This is a genomic window from Chitinophaga filiformis (genome assembly GCF_023100805.1).
GTDB classification, from domain to species: domain Bacteria; phylum Bacteroidota; class Bacteroidia; order Chitinophagales; family Chitinophagaceae; genus Chitinophaga; species Chitinophaga filiformis_B.
Map to the genome: position 1 here is coordinate 3,359,339 of NZ_CP095855.1, position 25,748 is coordinate 3,385,086.

A 25,748-nucleotide genomic window follows, 5' to 3' on the forward strand; every position below is an offset into this window, starting at 1 on the left:
TGTGTTTTAGTCATCGCAGCAAACTTTGCACCAGGCTGCAAGTTATCATTGCTTCACAGTTCCATCATTGTTAATAAACATAAATTGATGTTCCTGGATTATCTCTTTACCTCCGGCTGCAGAGAAACTGTCCCATAATCCTCTCCAGTCTTCAGAATCTGAACTGTTTTCGGTATCCCAACGGATGACATCATATATCCTGTGATCTACATTTTGTTGCCTGTCCACATTTATTTCGAAGAACTCTTCAGTTACCACTCCACAATCCTCATGCAGTGATACTTTCATAAAGGGATAGAAGTCTGTAACCATTGTTCTTTAGTTTTAGTAGCTATTAAAGCCGTTTGGCACCCGGAGGGACCTGACCACTTTTAAAAGCTTTTTGCTGATCTTTATTACCTAAGTCCATGCTGAAGTTTTCCCATTTCCCGTCGGCGCTCAACACCGCACAGTTCCAGTCTCCATCCACATCATCGGGGAACTGCCACAGGATATGATAGCCCTCTTCATTGGAAAATCCTTCTTCATCAGCCTGTAAGATGCCTTTCACCTTTTCCCAGATGTATGATTGTGTGGTGGTGATAATTGGGTAATTATCCTCTTCCATTCCTATAGGTAACAGCCGGAAGGCGTAAATAACCTGTACACGATCAAAAAAGCTGTTCAACCATTTCGCTGCAGCAGACGGTTGGAAATCAAGGATGCTTGCCCTGAATTCATCCAGCTCTTCCTTTCCCATTCCTTCATTTGTAACTGCATCTCTTTCAATTACAGCCAGCAGTTTGTCATTTTCATTCCTTAATTCTACACGTGTCCATTTTTCGGGCGTTTCATGCTTGAGCGCGCCCAGCCTGGCATTGAGACCTTCCTGGTCCAGCGCTTCTAAAATTTCATCTAAATGAATGTCAGGATTTTCTGTCCCCAGGACGCGTATGTAGTAACTCATGCCTGCTAAAGTAGAATGAAAGTTGCTTCCAGCCAAATAATAGTGTGCGGCTGATTGATTGGTAACATACTTAACATAACTGTTGACCCGGCGTACTGAATTGTTGAACTACCCGGCGTTGATAGTTATAGGTTTAAAATGGAGGATAGTAATGGCTTGCTTTTATATGGTGAATTGGGTGCAGATGCCGATAAGCTATTGGCGCCAGACGTCGCGGTGTTGGACATTCAGGGCTTATTTTATAGTATAAGGTATTTCTAAAGGGATAATGTCTAAGTCCGCTTGCTGAAATAAGGAATGTGGTAAGACGAGCTATGTCATGCCAAGGCAAGATAGAATTTCCTCTATCTTGCCTTTAGCCTTATCATCCTGTAAGGTATCTAGATGCCCAAAGATAGTTTTTAAGATACCAACAGGCCCTGGCACATTACTACCTTATCCCCGAAAGAATGCCAGCCAAGGTTGCCATCTCGCTGTCTGTCAAAGGTTGTAATGGTGTTCTTAAACTGCCTCCGTCTTCGCCAATAAGATGCAAGCCTGCCTTGATTGTTCTTGGTAGTCCTTTAGCAGTAATGAACCTTAGCAAATCGAGCTGTTTATAGAATACTGACTTTGCTTTTTGAAGATCATTTGCCTGAATGGCATCGAATAATGCAATATTCAGCTCAGGGATCAGATTCGGTGCTGCGGTACACCATCCATTTGCACCGGCGGAAAATGCTGCCAGCGCTAATGGGTTTGAGCCATTGTAGAATGCGACCTCATCTCCCAGTTCGTTCCTCAAATGATACATTCGTTGAATATCACCTGTACTTTCCTTGATCATGGTAACATTGGGAATTTGTAGCAGGCGCTTTAATAAGGCGGGCGTCATATCAATGCCTCCTGTTGCCGGATTGTTATATGCCATGATGGGAATAGATATTTTAGCGGCTACGGCGTCATAATGTGCAAAGATCTCATCGTCGGTTAGTTTCCAGTAACTCATCGGGATGATCATTACCGCCTTAGCCCCGGCTTTTTCAGCAAATTGTGCATGGTAGATCGTTTTATCTGTAGTCAGATTTGATACGCCAACAAGGGTTGGTATTCTGCCCGCAACCTGTTGAACGGTAGCTTCTGTAACAGCTTCTTTTTCTTCATCCGTTAAATATGGTAGAACGCCGGTACTGCCTAGTGGAGCGATGCCATGTGTGCCGGCGGTTACCAGGCGATCAACCAGTTTCTTAAATAACGGAATATTTACTTTCCCTTTTTCATCAAAGGGAGTTATTGGATAGGCGATTATGCCCTTAAATAAAATATTGTTCATGTTGTTCTGTAGTTGGTGAATGGAACTCTCCGCAGAGGTTTTTAAAATTAAAGATCCCTTCCTTCTTCTTCGCGCAGAGCAACACCCAGGTTTTGCAGCTGTGGCGCATTTTCGCAGGCCAGGTATTTGGCGGGTTCACTGTCACTGAGATTCTGATGTCTGTGCCAGGCCCAGGACGGAATATATACTGCATCACCCGCTTTCCACTCAACACGCTCATCTTCTACCTCGGTCCAGCCTTTGCCTTCCAGCACATACAGCACTGTTTCATAGGTATGCCTGTGGCGGTTGGTGAGTTGCCCCGGAAGTAAGCCGCCAATGGTCATGCTCACATTTTTGCTTGGGAGATCAACAAAAAACACAGGGTGCTTTCTTTCGGTGGAAAATTGCTGGTGGGTGCCTGCCTGTTCAACGTTCTTGTGGATCAGGTGTGAGGGTTTGACGTAAACCGGTCTGGCAAAGGTTTTATGAAAGTCTTTTGAGCTGAATGAAGGTTGTTCGGTGTTCCCTGTTTGTTCTGTTTTAGCATTTGTCTTTGTCATGTTTAATCTTTTTTATTGTGTTTTTGCAATGATTGCAGTACAAAAGTATATGCGGCCTGGATGAGGTGTATGGTGCAGTTTTTGTAAATTTAGGTAGTCCAGCAATTTGAGGGATAATTGTACATTTGCGGTTGATTATTCTGTATCTGAATTAAATGGATGTTCATATGCTTAGACCCTGGAAAGTAGATATAAGACTGGACTACAACGCCGATAAAGCCATTTATCTGCAGATAGCTGACGCTATTATATCGGCTATTCAGATCGGCAGACTGAAAAGCGGAGATGCCCTTCCTGGCAGCAGGAACATGGCAGAAATGCTGCACGTGAACAGGAATACGGTGGTAGAAGCACTAAACGTTCTGCTGAATGAAGAGTGGATTGTGTCAAAAGAGAGAAAGGGTGCTTTTGTGGCAGACGTGTTGCCCATATCGCACAGGAACAAAAGGTCTTTGAGTGAACAAAGGAATATCGTTCCTCCAACATTATGCCGTATCAGCTTTGATGACGGTTACCCGGATACCAAAATTGCTCCTGTAACGGAATTGGCCAGGGCATACAAGCAAATATTCAACCGGAATGCCCGTTGGCAGATATTGGGCTACGGAAATGAGTTGGGCGATGCTGCATTTAGAAATGCCATCGGACAAATGCTTAATCAACAAAGAGGAATGCATATAAATAGCGAAAGCATATGTATTACAAGAGGCAGCCAGATGGCCATGTATCTTACCGCTCAATGTCTGATCAGCAAGGGAGATTGCATTGTAATAGAGAACCCCGGGTATAAACCTGCCTGGAAGGCGTTTGAAGCGGCAGGTGCTCGTTTATTGCCGGTCCGGGTCGACAGTGAGGGATTAGTCATAGAAGATGTTATCCGCCATTTAAGGTCGTCCAGGAGGATCAAAGCCATATACACAACACCCCATCACCAATACCCGACTACTGTAACCTTAAGTCTTCAAAGGAGATTAGCGTTAATAAGGTTGTCAAATGAATACGGCTTTACGGTCATAGAAGATGATTATGATAATGAATTTCATTTTGGTTACAGGCCTGTATTGCCATTGTCCAGCTTCCCTGAACTGCAGCATTTTGTCTATATAGGTACAATGAGCAAGGTTGTAGCACCTGCATTGAGAATAGGTTATGTTGCGGGCAACGATACATCCTTAATTGAGAAGATAGGCGCATTACGTAAGATAATTGATGTGCAGGGTGATAGCATAATGGAACAGGCAGTATTGCAATTGATCGCTGACGGAACTATTAAAAAGCATGTAAAGAAAGCTACTCTTCATTATAAGGCCAGGCGTGATCTTACACAGTCTTTACTCGACAGGTATTTAAAAGGTAAAGCAGATTATCATCTGCCGGATGGAGGTTTGGCCATTTGGTTACAACCGGTAGCGAAAGTGGATTGGCAGGCGCTTGCTCAGAAATTGCTGCGGAAAGGTATAAAGATGTTGCCCCCTGATTTTTATCATGGGGAAAGTGAAACTACGGGGATGCGTTTAGGTTATGGAGCATTGGGGGAAGAAGAACTTGAAGAAGGGATTAAAGCGCTGGCAAAACTATTGTAGGATAACGCATAACCCGGCGGATTTTGTCTGAAAACACTTGAATGGCCGTCTGTATTAGCCGGTACCAGAGCAAAAAGAGGCGATATCATACTTTTAAGTGCCCCCAAAAGTGCCTGACGTTCGGGGGCACTTAAAAGTATGATATCGCCTTTTTTGATCTGGCTAGCCGAAGGAAATCGTGATGCGTACTTCCGGTGAGCAAAACAGGTTAAAAGCGGATAGTACAAATTACAGGGAAGTGGTCCGAAGGGAAGCGAAGATCCCTGCAATCCGTTAATACCGCGTAGTTGAGTACTTCTACATTATTATTTACGAAAATAAAGTCAATCCGTCCTTCTTTTACCACTTTGGTCCAGTTGTGGTATTTGAAGTCCTGGAAGGTGCTGTCGGGGCCATAAGGTGGCGTTTTTGATACCAGTTTCGCATCCCGGAACTGTTTTACAATAATACCATAAGCGCTCGTAGCGGGGCTGGAGTTGAAGTCGCCTGTGATGATCACCGGCGTTTGCTGGTCAGACAACAGGTGTATCTTTTCAAGGATCATCCGGGCGGCATTTTCCCTGGCCTGTATCCCTTCATTGTCGAAATGGGTATTGAAGACACAGAACTCCTTTCCCGTAGTTTTTTCAACAAGGCGAGCCCAGGTACAGATACGGATATACGCAGCATCCCAGCCTTTGGAGGGCGTTTCGGGGGTAGGCGACAGCCAGAAGTTGCCCGATTTAATTACATCATATTTTTCTTTACTGTAAAAGATCGCGGAAAACTCGCCGCCTTCTTTTCCGTCGTTCCTTCCAACACCTACATGGGCGAAAGTGCCCATTGCTTCCAGGTCATTCATCTGATCGATGAGGGCTTCCTGTACTCCGAATACATCGAATCCATGATACCTGATCAGGTCTTTCACCATTTCTTTACGGTAGGGCCATGCATTTGCACTGTCGTAAGCAGTATTAAGACGCAGGTTAAAGGTAGCCACTTTCAGGGTGCTAATGGATTGTTCAACCAGCTGTGGGGCGATGGCCTTCTGCCAGATGCGGTAACCTGCAGGTGTCATATGTAGCTGATCGTCCCTGAAGATCGTTGCATTGACAGTTCCGTCGGCGCGCAGCATTTTGCTGTACACATCGACGAAGAAAGTATTGGGCTGTTTGGCCAGGAACTTTTGGATAGCTTTATTGCTTTTCTGTATTTCGGGCAGCAATCTTATCCGGCTCGGACTTGGCTTAATAGAGATATAGGTGATCGGAATATTGGGTAATTTATGCCGGATCAATGTAAATAGTGCCTGGAAGCGGTTTAGCAGTAAGGGGGCTTTAACAGTATCCGACGCCAGGTCATTCTCTCCGCAATAGATAACGATTTGCGCCGGATGATAGGCAAAGATGATATCGTCAGCGTAATGTATGATGTCCAGCAGGTTGGATCCGCCGAAGCCGCGGTTTATGATGTGGTGCCCTGGAAACCAGTTGTTCACGTCCTGCCAGTACGTAAAGGAGGAACTTCCAATGAAAAGTATTTCGTTGCCTCGCGGAGGATTAATAGCGTCTTGTTGCCTGAACGCCTGTATGTCGCTGTAATACGGATATTGTTGGGCATAGGTGATGCTGAATGCGCAGATGCAAATAATTGCGGTAAAAATCCTTCTCATGGAATATCTGTTAATAGTTTTTCTTTTTCATATAGTGTCGAAAAGCTGTTAACTTACCCCATGGGTGCAAAAAAAATTATCTGGAGCTGCGGGGGCGCATGATGATGGTCGTGCTATCCCGTTTCACCACCTCGGTGTTCAGTACGGTGGAAAGGACGAATAGCGCATCGTCCAGTGAGGATATAAGAATGGGACCGTTTACGGTCCTGTTACTTAGCGCCGGGTCTTCCATAATTATTTTCTTTCCGAAAGTATCTTCCAGGTAAGTAAGGATCTCACTTACTTTAGGATCCTGCAGGATCAGCCGCTGGTTCTTCCATGCGCTGAATTTTTCAGGCGAGGTACTGGTTGTAAATGATTTCTTCTCCACGTCGTTGTACGATACAATCTGCCCGGGCGTCATGATGATATCCTGTTCATTACCGTTGGCAAAGCTTAGTTTTATTTTCCCGCTTTGCAATACTACCTCCGTTTTGCTGCGCCTTTGCCTGATGTCGAAGACGGTGCCCAGAACGGTGACAGTAAGATCTTTGATATGGACGAGGAATTTCTCGCTGTTATTAACAGGCCTTACACTGAAAAGGCCTTCACCTTCCAGCCATACCTCCCTGTTGCTGCCTTTTTCCCAATGCTCACTATAAGTGATCTTTGAATTGGCGTTCAGGTCAACCTGCGATCCATCCGGCAACCTGACCTGTTTTATTTCCCCGAAAGCGGTGCTGGCAACGATCTGCTCTTTACCGCCATGACGGAAAATGAGCCAGGCGCCAGTAATGACTATTATACCAGTTAGTACAGCGGCGGCTCTGAACAGGGTACGGCGTGAAAGGAAATGTACCTTATCAGACGGTGCAGGCAGGGTTTGCAGGAGCTGCAAATGTTTTTCCCAGGTCCTTTCTACCTCTTCATCTGTAGGTGTGTGAGCCACAAACGAGATACTTTTCAGGTATAAGCGGGCGTTTTCAATGGTTTCCTTTTGCTGGGGAAGGGCCTTGATCACTTTCTGCCAAAACGTTTCATGATCTGCAGAAGGTTGATACACCCATTCCTGGAAATAGGAATCCGCAAGAAAATCGCTTTCCTTATAGTGAACATATTTATGTGCTATGGATTCTTTTTTCATTCTATTATATATAGTATCTGGTGGCGCTTATTTTACCCCATACAGTTTCTGAAAATTTATACAAATAGTAAAAACAGCAAATATTAGAATAATAATAAAAAGATTATAACCTTTTCTTTCAGCGCTAAAAGGCTCCTTGCCACGATCTTATAAGTAGCTTTAACTGAAATATTAAGGATGGATGCCACTTCCTTATAGGAAAGTCCTTCGTAATACTTCAGGAATATCGCTTCCAGCTGCCGGCCTGTCAGTGTTTTAATTGCTTTTTGTAGTTTAATTTGCAGCTCCTCGTTAAGCTCATTACTGATGATCACATGCTCACTGGAGAATTCATAATCTACTTCTGCAGACTGATTTAATACAATTTTATCATGCTGCCTGATTTTTTTTATGAGAACGTAGCGGAATGATGAGTAGAGATAAAAATTGGGTGAATCTACATGCGATAGTTTATTCCGCCTGTTCCACAGATCAAGGAATACTTCCTGTATACTGTCTTCTATAAGATGAGTGTTGCTGGTGAACTTCCTGCCATAATTGTAGAAACGCCTGTAATACTCTTTGTACAATCCGGAGTAGGCGTCAATGTCGCCATTCATAATATGCTGGAAAACCGGATTGTCCATTTTTGATCAGTGATTAGTGGAATAGAGGTACAAAATTATTGAAAAAGAATATTACCTACGGAACTGTACCTGTTTTAAAGATAGCTTATATATTAAGCTATTGTTAGCGGGAATCTTTATGTGAACCGGAGAAATTAATGTTATTGCTGAAAATTATTTGATTGTCAATGTTTTGTGAAATTGTGTTTTCGGAGGGTATAACTATACGTGTATTTTGTACGCTCAATGTTGCTGAAAAAAAATTATCAGGTAGTGGGGTAATTTTTAAGGTATCTGACACTTCTTCTGTAAAGGAGCAAATTCCACATTAACTAAACGAAAAAACGCCAACTATGACGCTGCGCTATTTTAAGCGGTTGCTTGTAGTGCTGTTACTGGCTGTTACCAGCCAGGCGTACGCACAAAAAGCTGTCCCTGTAATTGATGCCTTGAAAGCTATTACCCGAGAGTACAAAACCGATTTTGTCTATGATCCGCAGGTTGTCAGAAATAAGACAACCACCTACAACATCAGCAACTTTGCAGGAAAGAAGCTGGAAGATGTATTAAAAGGAATATTATATCCGAATGGGCTGGTATTCCTGTATGTAAAACCTAACTACTACACTATTGTAGAAAAAGACAGGGTAGGCGAGTACCTGGCGCCTGTGCAAAATTTAAAGAATGAAGATAAACAGGTCGTCCCGCTTGTACAGAAGATCAAAGTAAGCGGTGTAGTAACGGATGGCACTCAGGCTATTCCTAATGCCGTTGTATTGGAAAAAGGAACCGGCAATGGTATTATGACCCAACCTGACGGTAGCTATTCCATCTCCGTTGCCAACCCTGACGCTACCCTGGTTTTTTCCCTGATAGGTTTTACCACCCGCGAGGAACTGGTGGGGGAACGTACCCGCATTGATGTAAAGCTGGAGGGTGCTTCCAAACAACTGGGCGAAGTGGTGGTAACTGCACTTGGGGTGAAACGAGACGAGAAGGCCTTAGGATATGCGGTACAATCTGTAAAAGGCAGCACAATGCAGACGGTGAAAGGGGTAGATCTTGGAACATCGCTTACAGGACAGGTTTCCGGCCTCACTGTTAAGAACTCCACAGAGTTCAACGGCACTCCCAAACTGGAAATGCGTGGGGAAACGCCGCTATTGGTAATAGACGGTGTGCCGTATGGTAATATGACGATGCGCGACATTCCGACGGATGATATTGAAAGTATTAACATGCTGAAGGGCCCTACTGCAGCGGCCTTATATGGCTCCCGCGGCGCTGCCGGTGCGGTAATGATCTCCACCAGGCGCAGCAGGGAAGAGCTGCTTACCATCGATGTAAACAGCAATACCATGTTCAATCTGGGGTACCTGGCACTTCCGGAAGTACAATCCTCCTATGGCCATGGTCTGGACGGTAAGATCAACACCGATTATGTCTGGGGGCCTAAGCTTGACATAGGACAGACAGCTACGCAATGGAACCCCGTTACAAAGCAGAATGAGAATATGCCACTGGTGTCCAGCGGTAGAGATAACCTGAAGAATTTCATGCAGACAGGCCTGATCACCAACAACAGCATCAGTGTTACCAAAGGTGGCCGGAATGGCTTTTTCAGGGCGGGACTGAACCACGTCTATAACAAAGGACAGTTCCCTAACCAGAAGCTCAACATCATTAACTACACCATGAGCGGCGAAATGAAAGCAGGTGAGAAATTCTCCCTGGAAAGCCACATGGGGTATACCCGTACTACGGCCCCCCAGCTGTGGGGCAGCGCCTACGATCAGCAAGGCTATATCTACCAGATATTAATGTGGACAGGACCAGATTATGACATCCGCCAGTACAAGGATTATTGGATTATACCTAACCAGAAACAGAACTGGTTGTACACCGCCTGGTACGACAATCCATACCTGATCGCTTACGAAAAGCTGAGAAGTACTGAGCAGAACAAACTGAATGCAAGTCTGACCATGAACTACAACTTCTCCAAAGACCTCAAACTGATATTCAGGAATGGATATGATTACTACAAGAACGAGGATGTAATCCGGAACCCGGCTGGTATCAACTCCACCAGGGGGATGACCATTGGGAATACTTTCGGATTTGATTTCAGCGGTAAAGGTTTATATGGCCAGAACCAAAGCTGGGGTAGCAGTATTAACAGCGATCTCTTACTTACCTATAACAAGCCGCTCGGGAAATGGAATTTCGACGCATTGGGTGGCGCCAGTATTTTCTATTACAAGCAAAGAGAACAGGGCGCCAAAACAAGGAACGGCCTGGCCGTTCCGGGCTGGTACTCCCTGGCAAACGCCGTCCCTTCAGCAACAGCCGGCGTTGACGGCATTGTTAATAACTACGGTACCTGGGCAAAACAAACTAACTCAATCTATGGTAAAGCCACACTATCCTGGAACAGCGCAGTATTCATTGATATCACGGGAAGGAATGACTGGAGCTCCACCCAGGCGGAGGACCAGCGCTCTTACTTCTATCCCTCTGTTGCCACAAGTGTATTAATGTCTGAGTTTATGAAAATGCCGCGCTGGATCGATATGTGGAAAGTAAGGGGCTCGTGGACGATGACTAAAACACCGCTGGACGTTTACGCCAATAACCTGGCCTATACCATTAATAACAGCTGGGGGACGCTTAGCGCTACAACGCCTGATAACCTGACGGGAAGCCACCTGCTACCTACCACAACAAGGACCTGGGAATTCGGTACTGCTGCCTACCTGTTAAACAAACGCCTGCATGTGGATGTGGCTTACTTCACCAAGCTATATTACAACAACCAGATCAAACAAACCCTCGCTCCGTCTTCCGGCTACGCTACGACCCTTATCAATACAGGTGAGACCTACGCAAGACGAGGTATTGAGATAACACTGGATGGTACCGTAATAAAGAAAGGCAGGCTACAATGGAATTCTATGGTGAATTTTTCCACGCAGAACAGGTACTTTGTGGATATTGACCCGGTTTATTCTGCTAAGAACCTCTGGACCAAATCGGGTGGCCGTATGGATGTATTAGCCTATACCCAGAAAGCGCTCAGGGATCCTCAGGGGAATGTGATCCATCAGGCCGGTTTGCCTATGTTGAGTAACTATACACAGCAGTATGGTTACACAGATCCTAATTTTGTATTCGGCTTCATTAACAATGTAGCCTATGGTAACTGGAACCTTAATATCAGTATTGATGGCCGTATCGGTGGTATGATGTACGATTATATCTACGCCAAGATGTTCGATACAGGCGCCAATCCTGAAACAGATAATAACCATCGCTATGATGAAGTGGTGAATGGCTTGAAGAACTATGTTGGTAAGGGTGTGAAGGTGGTCAGCGGTGAAGTAACCTATGACAACAACGGAAAGATCACCAAAGACACCCGTCAATATGCCACTAATGATATTCCTGTAAGCTACCAGGCCTATACACGTAAATGGGGTAACTCTTACGAGAATGGTGTAATGAAAAAGAGCTTTGTAAAGGTCCGCGAAATTTCACTTGGGTACAGGGTACCACAAACCTGGTTTGGTCACTCAGGTATCAAGAATGCCTCGGTTGCGCTCACCGGACAAAACCTGTTCCTGTTCACCAGATTCAAATACTCAGATCCGGACGTCGATACCGAAAATATGAACGCTCCTGCACAACGTATGGTAGGTTTTAACGTTAAGGTTGGCTTCTAAAACACTAATAATATGACTAAGCATATATCTAAAATAGCTGCTATGGCAATAGCCGTTTGTGTCGGTTTCAGCAGCTGTACCAAAAAGTTCGATACCATTAACACCAATCCTGATAAGGCATCTTCCGCCTCTTCTGAGTGGCTGGCCACCAATATCCTCACTTCGGTGACATCGAAGGATATTTCGCAGGGGACCAACTTCCGCCAGCCCTTTACCCTGGGGAAATATATTGGCTGGACAGAACTGGTGAGTGACTATCAGTACAACAGGATGATACGGGTGGATTTTGGAAGATTGCTGGTGCTGCGGGACGTAGAACCAATGATCAAAAATGCAGGCAATGAAAATCTGAAAAAGACTTACGAAGGTTTCGGGCATTTTATCCGTGCATGGCAGTTTTTTCAGACCACGATGCAGGTAGGTGATATCCCTTACACAGAAGCTGTTCAGGGCTCTGCAGGGCTTATTAAAGCGAAATACGATACCCAGAAGGAGGTGTTCCGGGGCATACTGAACGAGCTGGACCAGGCAGATGAGCTGTTGTCTGGCGCTGTTAATTTCTCCGGCGACTTCATTTACCAGGGTGACGTTGATAAATGGAGAAGGTTGGCCAACAGTTTCCAGCTATATGTATTGATCAATCTTTATAAGAAGACTGATGATACGGAACTGGATGTGATCAATAAATTTAAAACTGTTGCTGCCCGCCCGCTGATGAGGGACTTCAACGACAACTTCGCAGTTACCTACACCGCATCTGCAGGTTACTGCTACCCATGGAGCAGCACTCCTGCACAGTTGAACTCTTTCCTGAGTTACCCTGTACTTTCCAGTTACCTGTTGGATCCTATGAAAGCAACTGCCGACAGGCGCCTGTTCTATATGGCAGAACCTTCGCCGGCACAGATCGCAGCTGGTCAAACTGCTTCAGATTACAGCGCCTACCTGGGTATTGACCCCGCTGATGAATTGGGTGTGATCGTAACTAATAAGAATGCCGGTAAATTCTGCGCCGTTAATAAACGTTACGAGGAAATGTACAATGCCGAACCGGTTGGTTTGCTGAACTATTGGGATATTCAGTTCATTCTCGCTGAAGCAGCTGTACGGGGCTGGATTTCAGGTGCCGACGCACAGACCTTCTATGCCAACGGTATAAAAAGCCACATGCAGTTCCTGAAAAAGTATGCCCCTGCGTCTTATGCACACGGCATGGCAATGGATGACAACTATATCAACGATTTCCCCGCTACAATTGCACTCACGGGAACTGCAGATAACCAGATCAAACAGATCATTACACAGAAGTATATTGCAGGCTTCTTTCAGAACTCCGACTATACCGCCTGGTATGAAAACAGGCGTACAGGATATCCGGTGTTTACGCTTAATACAAGTACGAACCTGAACACTCCCGCCAGTGTATTTCCTTTAAGATGGATGTATCCTCAGAAGGAGCTGGATTATAACGCCGGAAATGTTACAAAAGCGTTGCAGGATCAGTTCAATGGGAATGATGACCCGAGCAATGCAATGTGGTTGCTGAAATAAGAATAGTGATGGAAGAGAGGCCGTCCCGTTTTTCGGGACGGCTTTCTTATGTGCGGTAAATATGCCAGGCTCTTTAAGGCATAGATCCCGGAGGAGTTGTTAAGGAGAAACGCTGATCCGGAGTAATGCACACATACATGCAAATGATTCAATACAAACGAGTATGTTTAGGTTGTTTATTATGAATTGATTATAATCTGCTGATCACGGTCATTGTTTATTAGATATCTGCTCGAAAAGCAACACAGGATTGAGATCAAGCCCCCTTTTTACGCCTCAAAAAAGGCCAAAGCACCTGTTTACACACAAATTATTTTCGCACGGCCTGTTAACAAGTTTTGACAGGCATGCTGAATGGATAAGGTATTTTGCACCTCGAAAAGTACACATCTCTAAACCATTCTAACAATGAACTACGTTATCAAAAGACATGGTGCGTTCGAACCCTTCATGCCATTTAAAATAAAGGACGCGATAGAAAAAGGGTATGCAAGTGTAAATAAAAAGTCAGATGATACAGTATATGAGAAAGTGATTGCAAGATTGCGGAGTAAGGATGTGTGGTCGGTGGAAGAAATTCAGGATCTTATCGAGAAGGAACTCTTTGCGAACAGCGCGTTTGAGGTCATGCGGTCCTTTATGTTATACAGACACACCCGCAAATTACAGCGGGAGCATGTACCTGGTATAGCTGAGCATACAACCATGGTAGATAGTACCCAGACAATAGAAGAGTATATATCACAAACAGACTGGCGGATCAATGCCAATGCGAATACTTCTTATTCCAATGCTGGCATGGTAAATAATGTGGCGGGTAAGGTCATTGCCAATTACTGGCTGGATAAGGTGTATTCGAGGGAAGAAGGATATGCACATCGTAACGGAGATATTCATATTCATGATATAGACTGTCTGACAGGATACTGTGCGGGATGGAGCCTTAGGGCATTGTTAAACGAAGGGTTCAATGGTGTGAGGGGACGTGTGGAAAGCCGGCCGCCGAATCATTTCCGGGAGGCATTGGGACAGATGGCCAATTTCCTTGGCATCTTGCAAAGCGAATGGGCGGGTGCACAGGCATTCAGTTCCTTTGATACTTATCTGGCTCCCTACGTTTTCAAAGATGACCTCAGCTATGAGGATATCCTGAAGGCGGTGAGAAGCTTTGTGTACAACCTGAATGTACCGGCCCGCTGGGGACAATCGCCATTCACGAATATTACCATCGACTGGACTGTACCAGAGGATCTGAAGTTACAGTTTCCCACCAGGAAAGATATTCATCTCTTTAATGGTATTACTGATCCGGTGATAGTGCAGAAAGCGAAGGACAGAGGCGTTAATGAACTTTCTGAACTAACCTATATTCATTTTCAACAGGAAATGAATATGATCAATAAAGCCTACTATACGGTGATGACAGCAGGTGATGCCAATGGTCAGCCGTTTACGTTTCCGATTCCAACGGTGAATATTACGGAAGATTTTGACTGGTATGGCGAAAACACAGACCTCTTGTTTGAGAACACTGCCCGTATCGGCTCTTCCTATTTTCAAAACTTTATCGGTAGTCAATATATCTATGATGATAATGGCAATCGCATAGAGAACCCCAATGCCTATAAACCCAATGCGGTAAGAAGCATGTGTTGTCGCCTGCAACTGGACCTGCGTGAGCTGCTGAAACGCGGAAACGGGCTGTTTGGCAGCGCTGAAATGACGGGTAGTATAGGTGTGGTGACAATCAATATGGCACGCTTAGGCTTCCTGCATAAAGGTGACAAGCCCGCTTTGTATGCTAAATTAGATAATCTGCTGGACCTTGCTAAATCTACCCTGGAGAAGAAGAGAGTATTCATCCAGGAGATGTACGACAGGGGATTGTTTCCATACACGAAACGTTATCTGCCACATTTTCGCAACCATTTTTCTACCATCGGCGTGAATGGCATTAATGAGATGATCAGGAACTTTACTCATGATCAGGAAGATATCATTTCCGATGCGGGTCGTAATATGGCTGCTGAGGTGCTGGATCATATCCGTAAGAAGATCACGCAATACCAGGCAGATACCGGTAATCTATACAACCTCGAGGCTACTCCTGCTGAAGGCACTACCTATCGTTTTGCGAAAGAGGATAAAAAGCGCTTCCCGGATATCATACAGGCAGGTATGGATGCTAATATCTACTATACCAACAGCTCGCAGATCCCGGTGGACTATACCGACGATCCTTTCGAAGCCTTGCTGCTACAGGATGAACTGCAGTGCAAATATACCGGTGGTACGGTTTTGCATCTTTACATGCGGGAAAAGTTAAGTACGCCCGAAGCGTGTCGCAACCTGGTAAAGAAAGTGCTTTCCAGCTTCAGGCTGCCTTATATTACCATCACGCCTGTCTTTAGTATTTGCCCTGAGCATGGGTACCTTTCCGGCGAACATGAACATTGCCCTACATGTGATGATAAATGCCTTGTTTATACGCGTGTAATGGGCTATCACCGGCCTGTTGAAAGTTTCAATATTGGTAAAAAGGGCGAGCATAGGCAACGTGTTCATTTTGTAGAAACGGTTGACCATGGCTAAGCCTATCTATAACATCACCCCCTTTACATTACTGGATTACCCTGATAAGACAGCCTGCATACTTTGGTTTGCAGGCTGTAATATGAGATGCCTGTATTGCTATAATCCGGACATCGTGGAAGGAAAGGGTAGATATAGTTATGAAGATGCCATTACATTCATCCGTAAGCGTAAATACCTGCTCGACGGCGTGGTATTAAGCGGCGGTGAATGCACATTGCATAAGCAGTTACCTGCTTTTTGCAGACAACTAAAAGATGAAGGTATGTTGATCAAGATCGACACCAATGGTACTAATCCTGATCTCATCCTCGATCTGCAGACTGATGGCCTGGTTGATTACATTGCATTGGATTATAAAGCGCCTGCCGCTAAACATGCGTCCATCACTCAATCTTCATTGTATGCGAGATTTGAAAGTTTTTTAAAGATATTGTTAAAAAGCAATATCCCTTTTGAGATCAGGACAACTGTTCATACGGACCTGCTCAATGAAGAAGACCTGCAGGAGATGATTGCTTTTTTGGAAAAGGAAGGATTCGCAGGGAAATTATTCATTCAACATTTTGTGAATGATTCACGGACGATCGGACAACTACGGAATATAGCCGGCAAAATAGATCCTGGTAAATTTGCATCCGGTGGCATAGAAATGGTGTTTAGAAATTAATTTATTCTTTTTTCCTGCTCCATAGAAGCAAAAGCAGGACATGCAACACGGTGAGCAAGCATAAATACAAGATGGGTTTATGATGGTACAAGCCCTGGCACATCCGGCTCAGCGATATCAGCACGGTTATCCATAAGAAGGCGAATGATAATTTATCTACCCTGGCTGAGCTATACCTGCTGGCAAGATACAGAAGCAAATGGCCACTTACCATGTGAACGAAGTACCAGCTAAGGAACTGTTTGCCCGCAAGATGATAGGGGAACCAATCGGCCAGTAATAAATAACCGTATAAACACGGTAATAAGAGGTAGCCGGCAATGGAAAGCAGGTAGCTTGTTTTATTTGTTGACACCATATTTCTTTGTTTTATAAGTTTGTTTTTAAATTAACTTCCGCATCCTCCGCATCCGCCACCACAACCTCCACCGCATCCACTACCACACCCACTGCTACAGCTACTTCCACAACTACTACCCTCGCTATCATTATTTTTTCGTTTTTCTTCGCTGCCTCGGGAGCCCGTTATGATCGATCCGATCAGTACCATAAGACATATGATGAAGGGAGCAAATCCGATATCGCCCGGACTGCATGCGGTAAGAAAGAGGAGTGGAAGGAGTAAGAGTCTTTTTAAGATCCGGGAAAGGACGTTTCTTGAGGGGGATTGGTCGCTCCAAAATTCGGGTGGTGGTTCTGTGTGAAACGTGTTACGGTAGAGATCAAGCGTATCTGTTCGCCAGTTTTCGTGTCTGTTTCTTTCCTGTGGGCCACCTGCGGAAGGGTGGTGGTGAATATTGCGATTTAATGTTTTTCCGCAGAATTCTTCCCAGTAGTTCTGTGTATAGATCAGGTGCAGGTGCCATACCTCATCTATTACCTTGGAAGGAGACGCTCCCTGCGGCGAGATACAACAGAGGAAAATGAACTTCCTGTATTCTTCTATGGCTTTCAACCCGAAATTATAGTCCCATTTGTTCTCCCGGGCAAGCTTGCGTGAAAAGGGGAGCCGGGCATCTGGGTCATCAAAGGGAAAGGATAGGATCCTTTGCCATAACTGCTCCTGTTGTGTAGTAAGTGTAGTTGTTTGATTCATAATAGTTTGTTTTTATACTGCTACAAAGCTCGCCCTGTTCGGAAAGATGGACGTATTGGAATTATCCTTTTCAGACTTATTTTCGTATTAAAATCGTATTATGACGACAGACGAACTGGCGCACCTCGAACGGCTCATGAACTACATCGCCCACCATTTTATCAAAAAGAGCAACTGGGAAGATGTATCAAAGGCAGAATGGCTTTACATTTCAGCTGAATTCAATAAATTAATGCAGAAGGGAAAACAGCTGCCGGAAGAAGCAGCCTTCCTGGGTGATAACTATTTTTATGAACACCTCATCATTAAAAGACTGAAGGCTGCGAAGACGGGGAAGGCGTTATCCGGGATCAGTAGTCCCAATTTCGGGAAAATGAATACCATTGCCGGTATACTGGGCTACGACAGCTATATGGATTTCCTCCGGAATGCCGCTACCGTTTTCAGTTTCCATGAACTCAAGATCAATATTCCGCTGGGAGTGGTCAACACGGCACTATTGGATCACCTTACGGGATGCTGGTATTGCTATAATAGCAATCTGCCGCTGACGGGCCCCGGTGCTAAAGAGGAGCGGGTAAGGCGTTCAGCCATGGAGATCTATCAATCAGGTGGTGAGTACCTGGTGGAGCGCAGCGGTAAGGACAACCATATGTATTACGGCAAGATCACCGCCTACGGCGACTACATTTTCATCATCATGAACAGTACTACTTTCATTCGCCAAAGGCATTTTATTGGCCGGGTGAAAGATGCCACCCGTAAGCTGAAGCAAAAAGACTTCAGTGTAGACCAGATGAATTTTGTAAGTACCTGTGTCAGTTTCAGCGAAGACCCGGTAGCACTGAACGAAATATTTGACCGCGTGCCTGCAGCGGATTTCGAGAAGCTGTCCGTTGATTTGCCGCTAAGTAGTCCTGAATTGCCGGCGCATATCCTGGAACAGCTTAAGAATAAGGGCTTGCACCAGATATCGGATTATTGATCGTTGCAGTGAAGAGATATTTTATGTTTTCTGCCGGCTTATCGGAAACAACTGGTTGTTAAAGAACGGGAAGCAGGGTACGGGATTTTTTGGGGGAGATACCTTAACTTTGATTTTTACAAATAAAAGGTATGAAAAGTGTTTCAATGAACGAACTTGACATGCGCCTGGCTACCGGGTCTCCTCTGGAGCTGAGTGCCTTGCTGCCAGAGGGTATTCAGCATGAGATCGGCCATTTCAACATATTCAATATAGCAAAGATCCGGCAGACTGTTCAGAACAGACCGAAAGAACCCTATCAGTGCCGTACTTTTTATAAGATCAATCTTTTACAGGGGCATTCGGAGATTGAATTTGCTGACAGCATTATACATCTGTCACAGCCAACCCTCGTCTTTACCACGCCTAAAAGTCCTTTTACCTGGCTACCGCTGGAACGGCAGTCCGGCATGTGTTGTGTATTCACGCCAGAATTCCTTCATCCGACAAGGAGTGGTGTCGTGCTGGATGAACTGCCTATTTATAAATCGCCGGAGCATCCTGTGTTTCCGCTGCAGAAAACAGATGTAAAAAAAGTAAAAGACATCTTTGAAAAGATGGAGGCAACCATCGTTTCCAATTACGCCTACAAATATGACCTGCTGCGTGCTTACACGCTTGAGCTCATTCATCTGGGGCAGCAGTTGCAGTCAACGATCATGCTTCATCCCAATCACAGCAGCTTTGCGCGTACAACCTCTCTGTTCATCGAGTTGCTGGAAAGGCAATTTCCGCTGGAAAGCCCTCACCAGAAAGTAACGTTGCGCACTGCGAAAGACTATGCTGATAAGCTATCCGTACATGTCAACCATCTGAATAAAGTATTAAAGGAAACCACTGGCCTGACCACATCTGCATTAATAGCCGGAAGGATTCTGCAGGAAGCGCAGATCCTGTTGCGGCAGACGAATTGGACCATCGCGCAGATCGCTGATAGTCTGGGCTTTTCAGACTTTGCACATTTTGCGAAGTTCTTTAAGAATGAAACAGGTATTCCACCCGGGTCATATCGCTCACAAACCGAAAGTTTGAATTTTACATAAAATGGATTGGTGTTACCATTGTGCATATTTGTTGTTTGGGGGAATTTTGTACTGTTCTTAAATCAAAATAGTACAACAATGAGCTCTTCGAAAATTGCATTAGTAACAGGCGGTAGCCGGGGCATCGGACAGAATATTGCATTGAGCCTGGCGCAGAAAGGCCACGACATCATCATTACATATCTTAACAGGAAAGAGAGTGCAGAGGAAACTATATCGGCTATTCAGGCACTGGGGCGTAAGGCCGTAGCCCTGCAGCTCAACACATCGGATACTAAAGGTTTCGACGCTTTTGTTAAGCAGTTAAGCGATGTATTGAACAGCACATTTGGAACTACCCGCTTCGATTTTCTCATCAATAATGCGGGCACTGCTTCGCAGGCGCCGATTACCACTGCTACGGAAAGCCAGTTCGATGAAATGATGAATATTCATCTGAAAGGAGTTTATTTCCTCACACAAAAGCTGTTACCGTTGTTACAGGATGGCGGCAGGATTGTCAATATTTCATCCGCAGTATCCCGGATCTCTTATCCAGGCGTATCAGTGTACGGTATAATGAAGGGAGGAATGGATGTATATACCAGGTACCTGGCTGCTGAACTGGGCACAAGGGGGATATCTGCAAACGTTGTAGCGCCGGGAGCCATCTTTGGCGGTGGAGCAATGGAGGATAATCCTGATATGCGCGCATTCGTGAAAGGAATAACGGCACTGGGTCGTGTGGGCTTACCGGATGATGTTGGCGGCGTGGTGTCATTCCTTTGCAGTGATGACGCTAAATGGGTAAATGGCCAGCGTATTGAGGTAACTGGCGGTGTGGGATTGTAGTTAATTATATTTACTTGCACCAATGCAGACCTTTTAAAAATTGAACAAGCAAAAACGCCGGAAGTATCTCCGGCGTTTGCCATTTGATGCCACCCTATGGTTCCATTTTTGTTATACGATTTTAAAAATGCTAATGAGTACAGCAGCGACGTTTAAAAATGAGCAGCCGGTAAAATTTATCAGCACTGATTCCCTGTTGATGGCGTATCTCGAATATGGCCCCGGTAATGGCTGGCCGGTAATTTTATCGCATGGATTTCCTTATGACGTGTCTGCATTCGAAGAGGTCGCTCCGATTTTAGCGCAGGCAGGTGCGCGGGTCATTGTTCCGTATACCCGTGGATTTGGGCCAACCAGGTTTAAATCTGATGATATGATGCGTAACGGACAGCAGGCAGCGCGTGGCGCAGATCTGATCCAGCTATCGGATGCCTTAGGCATAACGCGTCCGATCCTTGCAGGATTTGACTGGGGAGGAAATGCATCCTGTGTCGCGGCGGCGCTGTGGCCGGAGAAAGTTGGCGGGCTGGTGTCCTATGCGGGTTACGACGTGATAGATATTGAAGAACAAAGACATACTTATGTACCATCGCTGGAACGCACATGCTGGTATCAGCATCTCTTTCAGTCCGAACGTGGGCGTGAGTGCCTGTATAAATACCGCCATGAAATTGGCCGGATGTTGTGGAGTGAATGGTCGCCTAAATGGCAATTTGGAGAAGATACTTATACAAGAGCCGCTGCAGCTTTCGAAAATCCTGACTTTGTGGATGTGGTAATACATAGTTACCGCTTTATGCATGGCCTCGAGGCTGGTGATCCTGCGTTGCAGCCGCTTGAAGACCGTTTGGCGCAAAAGCCGGAGATAATAATTCCAACGGTGACTATCGATGGTACGAATGACCCTTTAAAGCCGGGCGGAACAGCAGATCATGCCAGTTTATTCGTTGGTCAGCATCAACATGTGGTTGTAGATGCAGGACACAATGTGCCACAGGAAGCGCCCCCGGTATTTGCAGAGGCTGTGCTGAGGGTTCACAATTGGCTGGTGGCGGAGTAGGAAATGTATAAACTGGAAGGCCGGAGATATTACCTGTTATCTCAGGCCTTCGCCATTTTGTACGGGTGGAGGCAGATGCCCGAACCCTGGCTATTATTTAGTTAACTACCGGGAAGTTTCCGCCATCAATAGTGAGATTCGCACCGGTAATATAGGATGCCGCAGGTGTTACCAGGAAGTAAACCAGTTCAGCCGTTTCTTCCGGCGCGGCCATTCTTCCCAGTGGTACACCGCCTACTCTCCGGAAAAGGTTCTCAGTCATTTCTTCTACAGTAATACCGGCCTGTTTGGCACAATCCTCCAGAAAGGCGGTCATAGCTTCTGTTTTATTTAAACCGGGAGATACAGTGACAACTCTTATACCTTTGCCGGCCACCTCTGTAGCCAATGCTTTGCTGTAGGTGTTCAATGCCGCTTTTGCAGCACTATAAGCCATAGTGGCTTCCCAGAGGGTGAACTGACTGCTGGTAGTGGAGATATGAATGATCACGCCACTTTTGCGCTCCAGCATTTTAGGTAGCAAAGCCCTGTCCAGGCGAACTGAAGAAAGCAGGTTGATCTGCAGGGCCTGGTTCCAGTGTTCGTCGGTCAGGGTACTAAATCCTCCTCCCGGAAATGTGTTTGCGCCCATGTTATTGATCAGTATGTCGATGTGCCCGAATTGCTCATGAATGAAATTGGCTACTTTGTTTACCTCTTCAGTCCGTGCCAGGTCGGCAGGAATGAAAGTATATGTAGCATCCTGTTCTTCCGGTTGGTTTCTGGCCGTGACAATAACAGTTGCGCCTGCCTGCTGTAATCTTTTAACGATAGCTCTGCCAATACCTTTTGTTCCCCCGGTTACCAGGGCAATTTTACCGTTTAATACCCCATTGGTTGTTTGTGTACTTTCCATGCCAGATTTTTTTAAATACGTGTTATTCGTTTACTGAAAAAATAGATTTACTTTAGTTTCATAAAGTAACTAAAACTGTTGCTTGTAATTATTCACGCAACACTAATTGGCAGTAACGTTCATGTAACTAAAAGCCGAAAAGTGGTAACATTCATGTAACCAATGAAGAAATTCAAAGAACATACATCCACTTGTCCCATCGTTCATATGATGACCTATATTGGCGGGAAATGGAAACCCATTATCCTGGGGCGGTTGTTAAACGGAACTGTCCGGTTTGGAAAGCTGGCAGCGCAAATACCGGATATATCGCGTAAGATATTGACTGAACAACTGAAAGAGTTGGAGGGGGATGGATTAATTATCCGGCATAGCTATAACGAGAAGCCGCCGCGGGTTGAATATGAGTTAAGCGAGATCGGACAGTCGGTTATCCCTGTTTTATTGGCAATGACTGCTTTAGGGGAGCAAATGCATAATGCGATAACTAAGCATAAGCGTGGGGTTATGCAGGCGCAGTGATAAATAGCGGATTGGGCAAGTGAGTTTTGACAGCATTGCCTGCAACGCCAGTGTCCAAACGAATATTAAAGGGAACAAGAATTATTGCAGAACAAGTTGAAACTTGCAGTGATAGCTGGTTTATTTATCTCCCATGCTTATGCCAAGAAATTCTGACAATGTTGATTCAATAGCCGCCCGGCATACAGCGTGTAAAATGATAAAGGCGTTTAAACATAATCTGCGGCACATTCTGGATCTATAGAGAGAGTTATTGACCATCTGAACATACGTAGACTTAGTCAATTTTTGAGCACCATTTTAAGACATCCATTTAAAAAAAAATCAGTCAATTTTCAAAATTGCATTTGCGATAAAGAATAAACATATAAGGCCCACCAGATATTGAGCAAAGAAGAATGCTACAAGGCGGATACTTTTGAAAGACAACTTATCGAAGTTAACTTTTAAGGAGAAAAAGATATATGCGGTATAAAGAAATATGTAAAAATACTTCCTCACATAGTACATCTTAGGATAGACATATCTATTAACTTCTGTTGCCTCAAGCTCGAATGGATAGACGGATTGAATTTGCGTCCATAGTAAACTGTTGCTGAGAAAGAAGAGGAACAGGAAAAACAATGTCCACCCGACAATATTCCCTTTTGCATAGCCGTGATTCCACCATATTTTATCAAGATAATTAACAGACATATCCCACCAGGTACCACTACTAGCTTTGAAGTTCCGGTACTCAATGTCCAGACGCTTATAAGAGTCAGATTTGCCCTCCTTTCTGAATTTGTTTAACAGATTTTCATAAGTGTTGTAGGCAATGTCTTTTGTTGAATCTTGTGTAAATAATAGTGCTACCTGTGCCGGATAATTGAAAGAAATGTCCTCAAAATTGGTATTAAAGACCTCCAGCATACACTTCGTTAAGTTTGGCAAAAGTGCCAAATTAAGTGTGGAAGGGAGCTTATCACAGTTGACGAACCTCACGGTGTCGGCCTTAATGGAAAGGAATGAGGCATTGGATCCAAAATTACAATTTATAAAGGTAATATTTACCGTATCTGCATTGTCTCTTTCTGGAAATGGAGCATTGATATAGCAATGCTCAAATACAATTTCAAGAAAATTTCGTTTTGCGGGCTGTAACGCATTATTCTTTGTAACTTCTTTATTCTGAAAATAAATCAGAGAGGAGATGGTGTCGTTATAAAATTTGATCTTTTGGTGTTTAAATTCATTTAAAGAGATGGATAAATCATTAATATTAGTAAAAGTGATATAAATCCTGGAAGTATCTGCCGAAAACTTATTGCCTGAGATGTCGAGTTCGTCTATATTACCACCACTAATACGTATATCAGATCCAATGCTATTAAATTCAAGATTTGTAGATCCCGAACATTGACTGAATGCGATCTCCTTAAAGTTATTTCGTTCGATGTATAAAGGTTCCTTAAAAATGGCATTCGTGAAATTAAACCGACTATCCTCTGGTATTTCCAGGTCAGTGACTATAAGGCCATGAATGAATTCAAAGGCGCTGCCAGTTGAAAATTTCTCATAGTCCCAATTATTTATACCACCCGTCCAATAGCGGACGCAATTTTCGATCCCCATCTTCTTATCAAACGACAAGGTGTCATGTCGGTTTTTTGCAAACTGATTTAAACTCTTGCAAAAGAAAAAACTGCATAGAAAATTATCCTCAAGAGTGTTTATATAAGGCAAAGCAACATTTGTTAAGAACGCAACATTTTCTCCATGATATTCCTTTATTTCCAAGGCTGCCTTACTATTGTTCTCATTGTAAGTAATTGTATCATACTGGCAATATGTAGCATGGTGCCAAATTAATCCTAACAAAAGAAGCGAGCATTTTGAAAAGAATTGGCTATCGATCTTCATACTAGTAGGAGACTAGGTTAATGAGATTTTGGGATTATAAATACGATAACAACATAATTGGTGTAACTCGGTAAGAGGAATATACTAAGATTACGGTAGTTTATGTGAATCTAAGCAAAATGATCGGGAATATAAAATTATTTAAGCGATAAGTATAGGCAATCAATAGGAATTGCCAATGGTTATAAAATGCCTGTTCTCTAAAACTACTTTATAAAGATTCATCAGAAATCTAAACATTTTCTTTCCCTGGATGTTCTTTTTGTTGACGTGTCCTTTGCTCGCGAATTAAATATTATTAGATTATAAGAAGATGGCCCATAAAGTTATACTCGGTTTACCTGGAATAGAAGTGAGCAATTCAAATGCGGCTTTTGTAATAAAAAAAGATGGTAAACAAATCGGAAAAATTTCAATATCCAGGGGAGGAGTTGAATATTTTAAAGGTAGAAGGCAGCGTCCAATTAAAATGAACTGGACGAAATTTGATGAAATGATCCTTGAATTTAACAAGGCTAAATAACCTGTTACCTTTAATAGGATATTCTGATTATGATAGCTAAAGATCAAATGTTGACGTCCATTTTATTTTTATTTGCAACGGCATCTTGTATTGATAATTCTCAGCCTGATACAACAAAAAGCGGTACAAGCCAAATGAAAGCAGTTGTTAAGAGGGATACTTTATTTGTAAGGAAAGAGGATTTGGCCAACAATGAGTTTAGGATGGCGATTATGAAACAAATTGCCATCGAGAGGGATTATAGAAAGCTGGATACATTAATTACCTTACTTGATAAGAGGGGACTTTCGTTTTGTCAATTTATAAAGAGATTGTACGAACTAGATGATTCATGTTTTGCCCTGGCGAGAAGTCAGTTCCCTGACCCTTCACAGCAAAGTGATCTCTCTAATGTTCATGATAAAGCAATCAAGCGGGCAGAAGCAAATTATATGAAGGAATTAAATCTAAGTGAAAGTTGGGCATTATTTGCGGAGGTGGTATATGGTTTTGATGGGAGGATTAAAAATTACTGTGGTGCTTATTAGTTTATGTTGGAAACGGCACCGAGATAAT

23 protein-coding genes are annotated in these 25,748 nt (G+C 44.1%); 12 read left to right on the forward strand and 11 right to left on the reverse strand.

What is annotated here, in order from left to right:
- Window positions 1–45: 45 nt before the first annotated feature.
- From MYF79_RS13415 to MYF79_RS13430, 4 genes are all read right to left on the reverse strand, one after another.
- Window positions 46–312 carry a hypothetical protein gene (locus tag MYF79_RS13415; protein ID WP_247814406.1) on the reverse strand — a complete coding sequence of 89 codons (267 nt, stop codon included), beginning with the start codon at window positions 310–312 and terminating at the stop codon, window positions 46–48.
- Window positions 313–334: 22 nt separating this feature from the next.
- On the reverse strand, window positions 335–946 hold the full coding sequence (locus MYF79_RS13420; RefSeq protein WP_247814408.1) for a hypothetical protein: 612 nt from the start codon (window positions 944–946) through the stop codon (window positions 335–337).
- 430 nt (window positions 947–1,376) lie between these two features.
- A complete protein-coding gene (locus MYF79_RS13425; RefSeq protein WP_247814410.1) occupies window positions 1,377–2,258 on the reverse strand; it encodes a dihydrodipicolinate synthase family protein in 882 nt (293 codons plus the stop codon).
- A 47-nt stretch (window positions 2,259–2,305) separates the two neighbouring features.
- Entirely contained in the window at window positions 2,306–2,800 is a 495-nt protein-coding gene (locus MYF79_RS13430; protein ID WP_247814411.1) for a cupin domain-containing protein, read from the reverse strand.
- A gap of 167 nt (window positions 2,801–2,967) precedes the next feature.
- On the opposite strand from MYF79_RS13430, the gene MYF79_RS13435 reads away from it, so the two are divergent.
- Window positions 2,968–4,383 (forward strand): PLP-dependent aminotransferase family protein, encoded by a 1,416-nt coding sequence (locus MYF79_RS13435; RefSeq protein WP_247814413.1) that lies wholly within the window; start codon window positions 2,968–2,970, stop codon window positions 4,381–4,383.
- Between the two features lie 208 nt (window positions 4,384–4,591).
- Here the strand turns inward: MYF79_RS13435 and MYF79_RS13440 are convergent, their stop codons facing one another.
- The 3 genes from MYF79_RS13440 to MYF79_RS13450 form a co-directional block, all read right to left on the reverse strand.
- Window positions 4,592–6,034 carry an endonuclease/exonuclease/phosphatase family protein gene (locus tag MYF79_RS13440; protein WP_247814414.1) on the reverse strand — a complete coding sequence of 481 codons (1,443 nt, stop codon included), beginning with the start codon at window positions 6,032–6,034 and terminating at the stop codon, window positions 4,592–4,594.
- A gap of 76 nt (window positions 6,035–6,110) precedes the next feature.
- Entirely contained in the window at window positions 6,111–7,157 is a 1,047-nt protein-coding gene (locus MYF79_RS13445) for a FecR family protein (RefSeq protein WP_247814416.1), read from the reverse strand.
- Between the two features lie 83 nt (window positions 7,158–7,240).
- Complete coding sequence (locus MYF79_RS13450; protein WP_247814418.1) at window positions 7,241–7,783, reverse strand: RNA polymerase sigma factor; 543 nt, start codon at window positions 7,781–7,783, stop codon at window positions 7,241–7,243.
- A 332-nt stretch (window positions 7,784–8,115) separates the two neighbouring features.
- Here MYF79_RS13450 and MYF79_RS13455 point away from each other — a divergent pair, with 332 nt between their 5' ends.
- The 4 genes from MYF79_RS13455 (at window position 8,116) to MYF79_RS13470 (ending at window position 16,297) form a co-directional block, all read left to right on the forward strand.
- Window positions 8,116–11,484 carry a SusC/RagA family TonB-linked outer membrane protein gene (locus MYF79_RS13455; protein ID WP_247814419.1) on the forward strand — a complete coding sequence of 1,123 codons (3,369 nt, stop codon included), beginning with the start codon at window positions 8,116–8,118 and terminating at the stop codon, window positions 11,482–11,484.
- 12 nt (window positions 11,485–11,496) lie between these two features.
- Window positions 11,497–13,035 (forward strand): SusD/RagB family nutrient-binding outer membrane lipoprotein, encoded by a 1,539-nt coding sequence (locus MYF79_RS13460; protein WP_247814421.1) that lies wholly within the window; start codon window positions 11,497–11,499, stop codon window positions 13,033–13,035.
- Between the two features lie 408 nt (window positions 13,036–13,443).
- Window positions 13,444–15,627, forward strand: coding sequence for a ribonucleoside triphosphate reductase (locus tag MYF79_RS13465; RefSeq protein WP_247814422.1), 2,184 nt, complete (start codon window positions 13,444–13,446; stop codon window positions 15,625–15,627).
- Window positions 15,620–16,297, forward strand: a complete 678-nt coding sequence (locus tag MYF79_RS13470; protein ID WP_247814424.1) for an anaerobic ribonucleoside-triphosphate reductase activating protein — start codon at window positions 15,620–15,622, stop codon at window positions 16,295–16,297. Before MYF79_RS13465 ends, MYF79_RS13470 begins: the two co-directional genes overlap by 8 nt.
- Before the next feature lies 1 nt (window position 16,298).
- On the opposite strand, the gene MYF79_RS13475 is transcribed toward MYF79_RS13470, so the two are convergent.
- Both MYF79_RS13475 and MYF79_RS13480 read right to left on the reverse strand, forming a co-directional pair.
- Window positions 16,299–16,655, reverse strand: coding sequence for a hypothetical protein (locus MYF79_RS13475; RefSeq protein WP_247814425.1), 357 nt, complete (start codon window positions 16,653–16,655; stop codon window positions 16,299–16,301).
- A gap of 30 nt (window positions 16,656–16,685) precedes the next feature.
- Window positions 16,686–17,393, reverse strand: coding sequence for a glycine-rich domain-containing protein (locus MYF79_RS13480; protein WP_247814426.1), 708 nt, complete (start codon window positions 17,391–17,393; stop codon window positions 16,686–16,688).
- Window positions 17,394–17,493: 100 nt separating this feature from the next.
- On the opposite strand from MYF79_RS13480, the gene MYF79_RS13485 reads away from it, so the two are divergent.
- The 4 genes from MYF79_RS13485 (at window position 17,494) to MYF79_RS13500 (ending at window position 21,351) form a co-directional block, all read left to right on the forward strand.
- The gene (locus MYF79_RS13485; RefSeq protein ID WP_247814428.1) at window positions 17,494–18,378 is read left to right on the forward strand and encodes a hypothetical protein; all 885 of its coding nucleotides are present in this window, start codon (window positions 17,494–17,496) and stop codon (window positions 18,376–18,378) included.
- Window positions 18,379–18,509: 131 nt separating this feature from the next.
- Complete coding sequence (locus MYF79_RS13490; RefSeq protein ID WP_247814430.1) at window positions 18,510–19,460, forward strand: helix-turn-helix domain-containing protein; 951 nt, start codon at window positions 18,510–18,512, stop codon at window positions 19,458–19,460.
- Between the two features lie 78 nt (window positions 19,461–19,538).
- Entirely contained in the window at window positions 19,539–20,291 is a 753-nt protein-coding gene (locus MYF79_RS13495; protein ID WP_247814432.1) for an SDR family NAD(P)-dependent oxidoreductase, read from the forward strand.
- Window positions 20,292–20,424: 133 nt separating this feature from the next.
- A complete protein-coding gene (locus tag MYF79_RS13500) occupies window positions 20,425–21,351 on the forward strand; it encodes an alpha/beta fold hydrolase (RefSeq protein ID WP_247814433.1) in 927 nt (308 codons plus the stop codon).
- 97 nt (window positions 21,352–21,448) lie between these two features.
- On the opposite strand, the gene MYF79_RS13505 is transcribed toward MYF79_RS13500, so the two are convergent.
- Complete coding sequence (locus tag MYF79_RS13505) at window positions 21,449–22,246, reverse strand: SDR family oxidoreductase (RefSeq protein ID WP_247814434.1); 798 nt, start codon at window positions 22,244–22,246, stop codon at window positions 21,449–21,451.
- A 162-nt stretch (window positions 22,247–22,408) separates the two neighbouring features.
- On the opposite strand from MYF79_RS13505, the gene MYF79_RS13510 reads away from it, so the two are divergent.
- On the forward strand, window positions 22,409–22,768 hold the full coding sequence (locus tag MYF79_RS13510; protein ID WP_247814435.1) for a winged helix-turn-helix transcriptional regulator: 360 nt from the start codon (window positions 22,409–22,411) through the stop codon (window positions 22,766–22,768).
- A gap of 324 nt (window positions 22,769–23,092) precedes the next feature.
- On the opposite strand, the gene MYF79_RS13515 is transcribed toward MYF79_RS13510, so the two are convergent.
- Window positions 23,093–24,670, reverse strand: coding sequence for a hypothetical protein (locus MYF79_RS13515; protein ID WP_247814437.1), 1,578 nt, complete (start codon window positions 24,668–24,670; stop codon window positions 23,093–23,095).
- A 313-nt stretch (window positions 24,671–24,983) separates the two neighbouring features.
- On the opposite strand from MYF79_RS13515, the gene MYF79_RS13520 reads away from it, so the two are divergent.
- The gene (locus MYF79_RS13520) at window positions 24,984–25,193 is read left to right on the forward strand and encodes a hypothetical protein (RefSeq protein WP_247814439.1); all 210 of its coding nucleotides are present in this window, start codon (window positions 24,984–24,986) and stop codon (window positions 25,191–25,193) included.
- Window positions 25,194–25,222: 29 nt separating this feature from the next.
- Complete coding sequence (locus MYF79_RS13525) at window positions 25,223–25,720, forward strand: hypothetical protein (RefSeq protein WP_247814441.1); 498 nt, start codon at window positions 25,223–25,225, stop codon at window positions 25,718–25,720.
- Window positions 25,721–25,748: the final 28 nt, after the last annotated feature.

Excerpts from the sequence above, each read along its gene's own strand:
- MYF79_RS13415 (WP_247814406.1), bottom strand. The coding sequence starts at position 312 with ATGGTTACAGACTTCTATCCCTTTATGAAAGTATCACTGCATGAGGAT.
- MYF79_RS13420 (WP_247814408.1), bottom strand. The coding sequence starts at position 946 with ATGAGTTACTACATACGCGTCCTGGGGACAGAAAATCCTGACATTCAT.
- MYF79_RS13425 (WP_247814410.1), bottom strand. The coding sequence starts at position 2,258 with ATGAACAATATTTTATTTAAGGGCATAATCGCCTATCCAATAACTCCC.
- MYF79_RS13430 (WP_247814411.1), bottom strand. The coding sequence starts at position 2,800 with ATGACAAAGACAAATGCTAAAACAGAACAAACAGGGAACACCGAACAA.
- MYF79_RS13435 (WP_247814413.1), top strand. The coding sequence starts at position 2,968 with ATGCTTAGACCCTGGAAAGTAGATATAAGACTGGACTACAACGCCGAT.
- MYF79_RS13440 (WP_247814414.1), bottom strand. The coding sequence starts at position 6,034 with ATGAGAAGGATTTTTACCGCAATTATTTGCATCTGCGCATTCAGCATC.
- MYF79_RS13445 (WP_247814416.1), bottom strand. The coding sequence starts at position 7,157 with ATGAAAAAAGAATCCATAGCACATAAATATGTTCACTATAAGGAAAGC.
- MYF79_RS13450 (WP_247814418.1), bottom strand. The coding sequence starts at position 7,783 with ATGGACAATCCGGTTTTCCAGCATATTATGAATGGCGACATTGACGCC.
- MYF79_RS13455 (WP_247814419.1), top strand. The coding sequence starts at position 8,116 with ATGACGCTGCGCTATTTTAAGCGGTTGCTTGTAGTGCTGTTACTGGCT.
- MYF79_RS13460 (WP_247814421.1), top strand. The coding sequence starts at position 11,497 with ATGACTAAGCATATATCTAAAATAGCTGCTATGGCAATAGCCGTTTGT.
- MYF79_RS13465 (WP_247814422.1), top strand. The coding sequence starts at position 13,444 with ATGAACTACGTTATCAAAAGACATGGTGCGTTCGAACCCTTCATGCCA.
- MYF79_RS13470 (WP_247814424.1), top strand. The coding sequence starts at position 15,620 with ATGGCTAAGCCTATCTATAACATCACCCCCTTTACATTACTGGATTAC.
- MYF79_RS13475 (WP_247814425.1), bottom strand. The coding sequence starts at position 16,655 with ATGGTGTCAACAAATAAAACAAGCTACCTGCTTTCCATTGCCGGCTAC.
- MYF79_RS13480 (WP_247814426.1), bottom strand. The coding sequence starts at position 17,393 with ATGAATCAAACAACTACACTTACTACACAACAGGAGCAGTTATGGCAA.
- MYF79_RS13485 (WP_247814428.1), top strand. The coding sequence starts at position 17,494 with ATGACGACAGACGAACTGGCGCACCTCGAACGGCTCATGAACTACATC.
- MYF79_RS13490 (WP_247814430.1), top strand. The coding sequence starts at position 18,510 with ATGAAAAGTGTTTCAATGAACGAACTTGACATGCGCCTGGCTACCGGG.
- MYF79_RS13495 (WP_247814432.1), top strand. The coding sequence starts at position 19,539 with ATGAGCTCTTCGAAAATTGCATTAGTAACAGGCGGTAGCCGGGGCATC.
- MYF79_RS13500 (WP_247814433.1), top strand. The coding sequence starts at position 20,425 with ATGAGTACAGCAGCGACGTTTAAAAATGAGCAGCCGGTAAAATTTATC.
- MYF79_RS13505 (WP_247814434.1), bottom strand. The coding sequence starts at position 22,246 with ATGGAAAGTACACAAACAACCAATGGGGTATTAAACGGTAAAATTGCC.
- MYF79_RS13510 (WP_247814435.1), top strand. The coding sequence starts at position 22,409 with ATGAAGAAATTCAAAGAACATACATCCACTTGTCCCATCGTTCATATG.
- MYF79_RS13515 (WP_247814437.1), bottom strand. The coding sequence starts at position 24,670 with ATGAAGATCGATAGCCAATTCTTTTCAAAATGCTCGCTTCTTTTGTTA.
- MYF79_RS13520 (WP_247814439.1), top strand. The coding sequence starts at position 24,984 with ATGGCCCATAAAGTTATACTCGGTTTACCTGGAATAGAAGTGAGCAAT.
- MYF79_RS13525 (WP_247814441.1), top strand. The coding sequence starts at position 25,223 with ATGATAGCTAAAGATCAAATGTTGACGTCCATTTTATTTTTATTTGCA.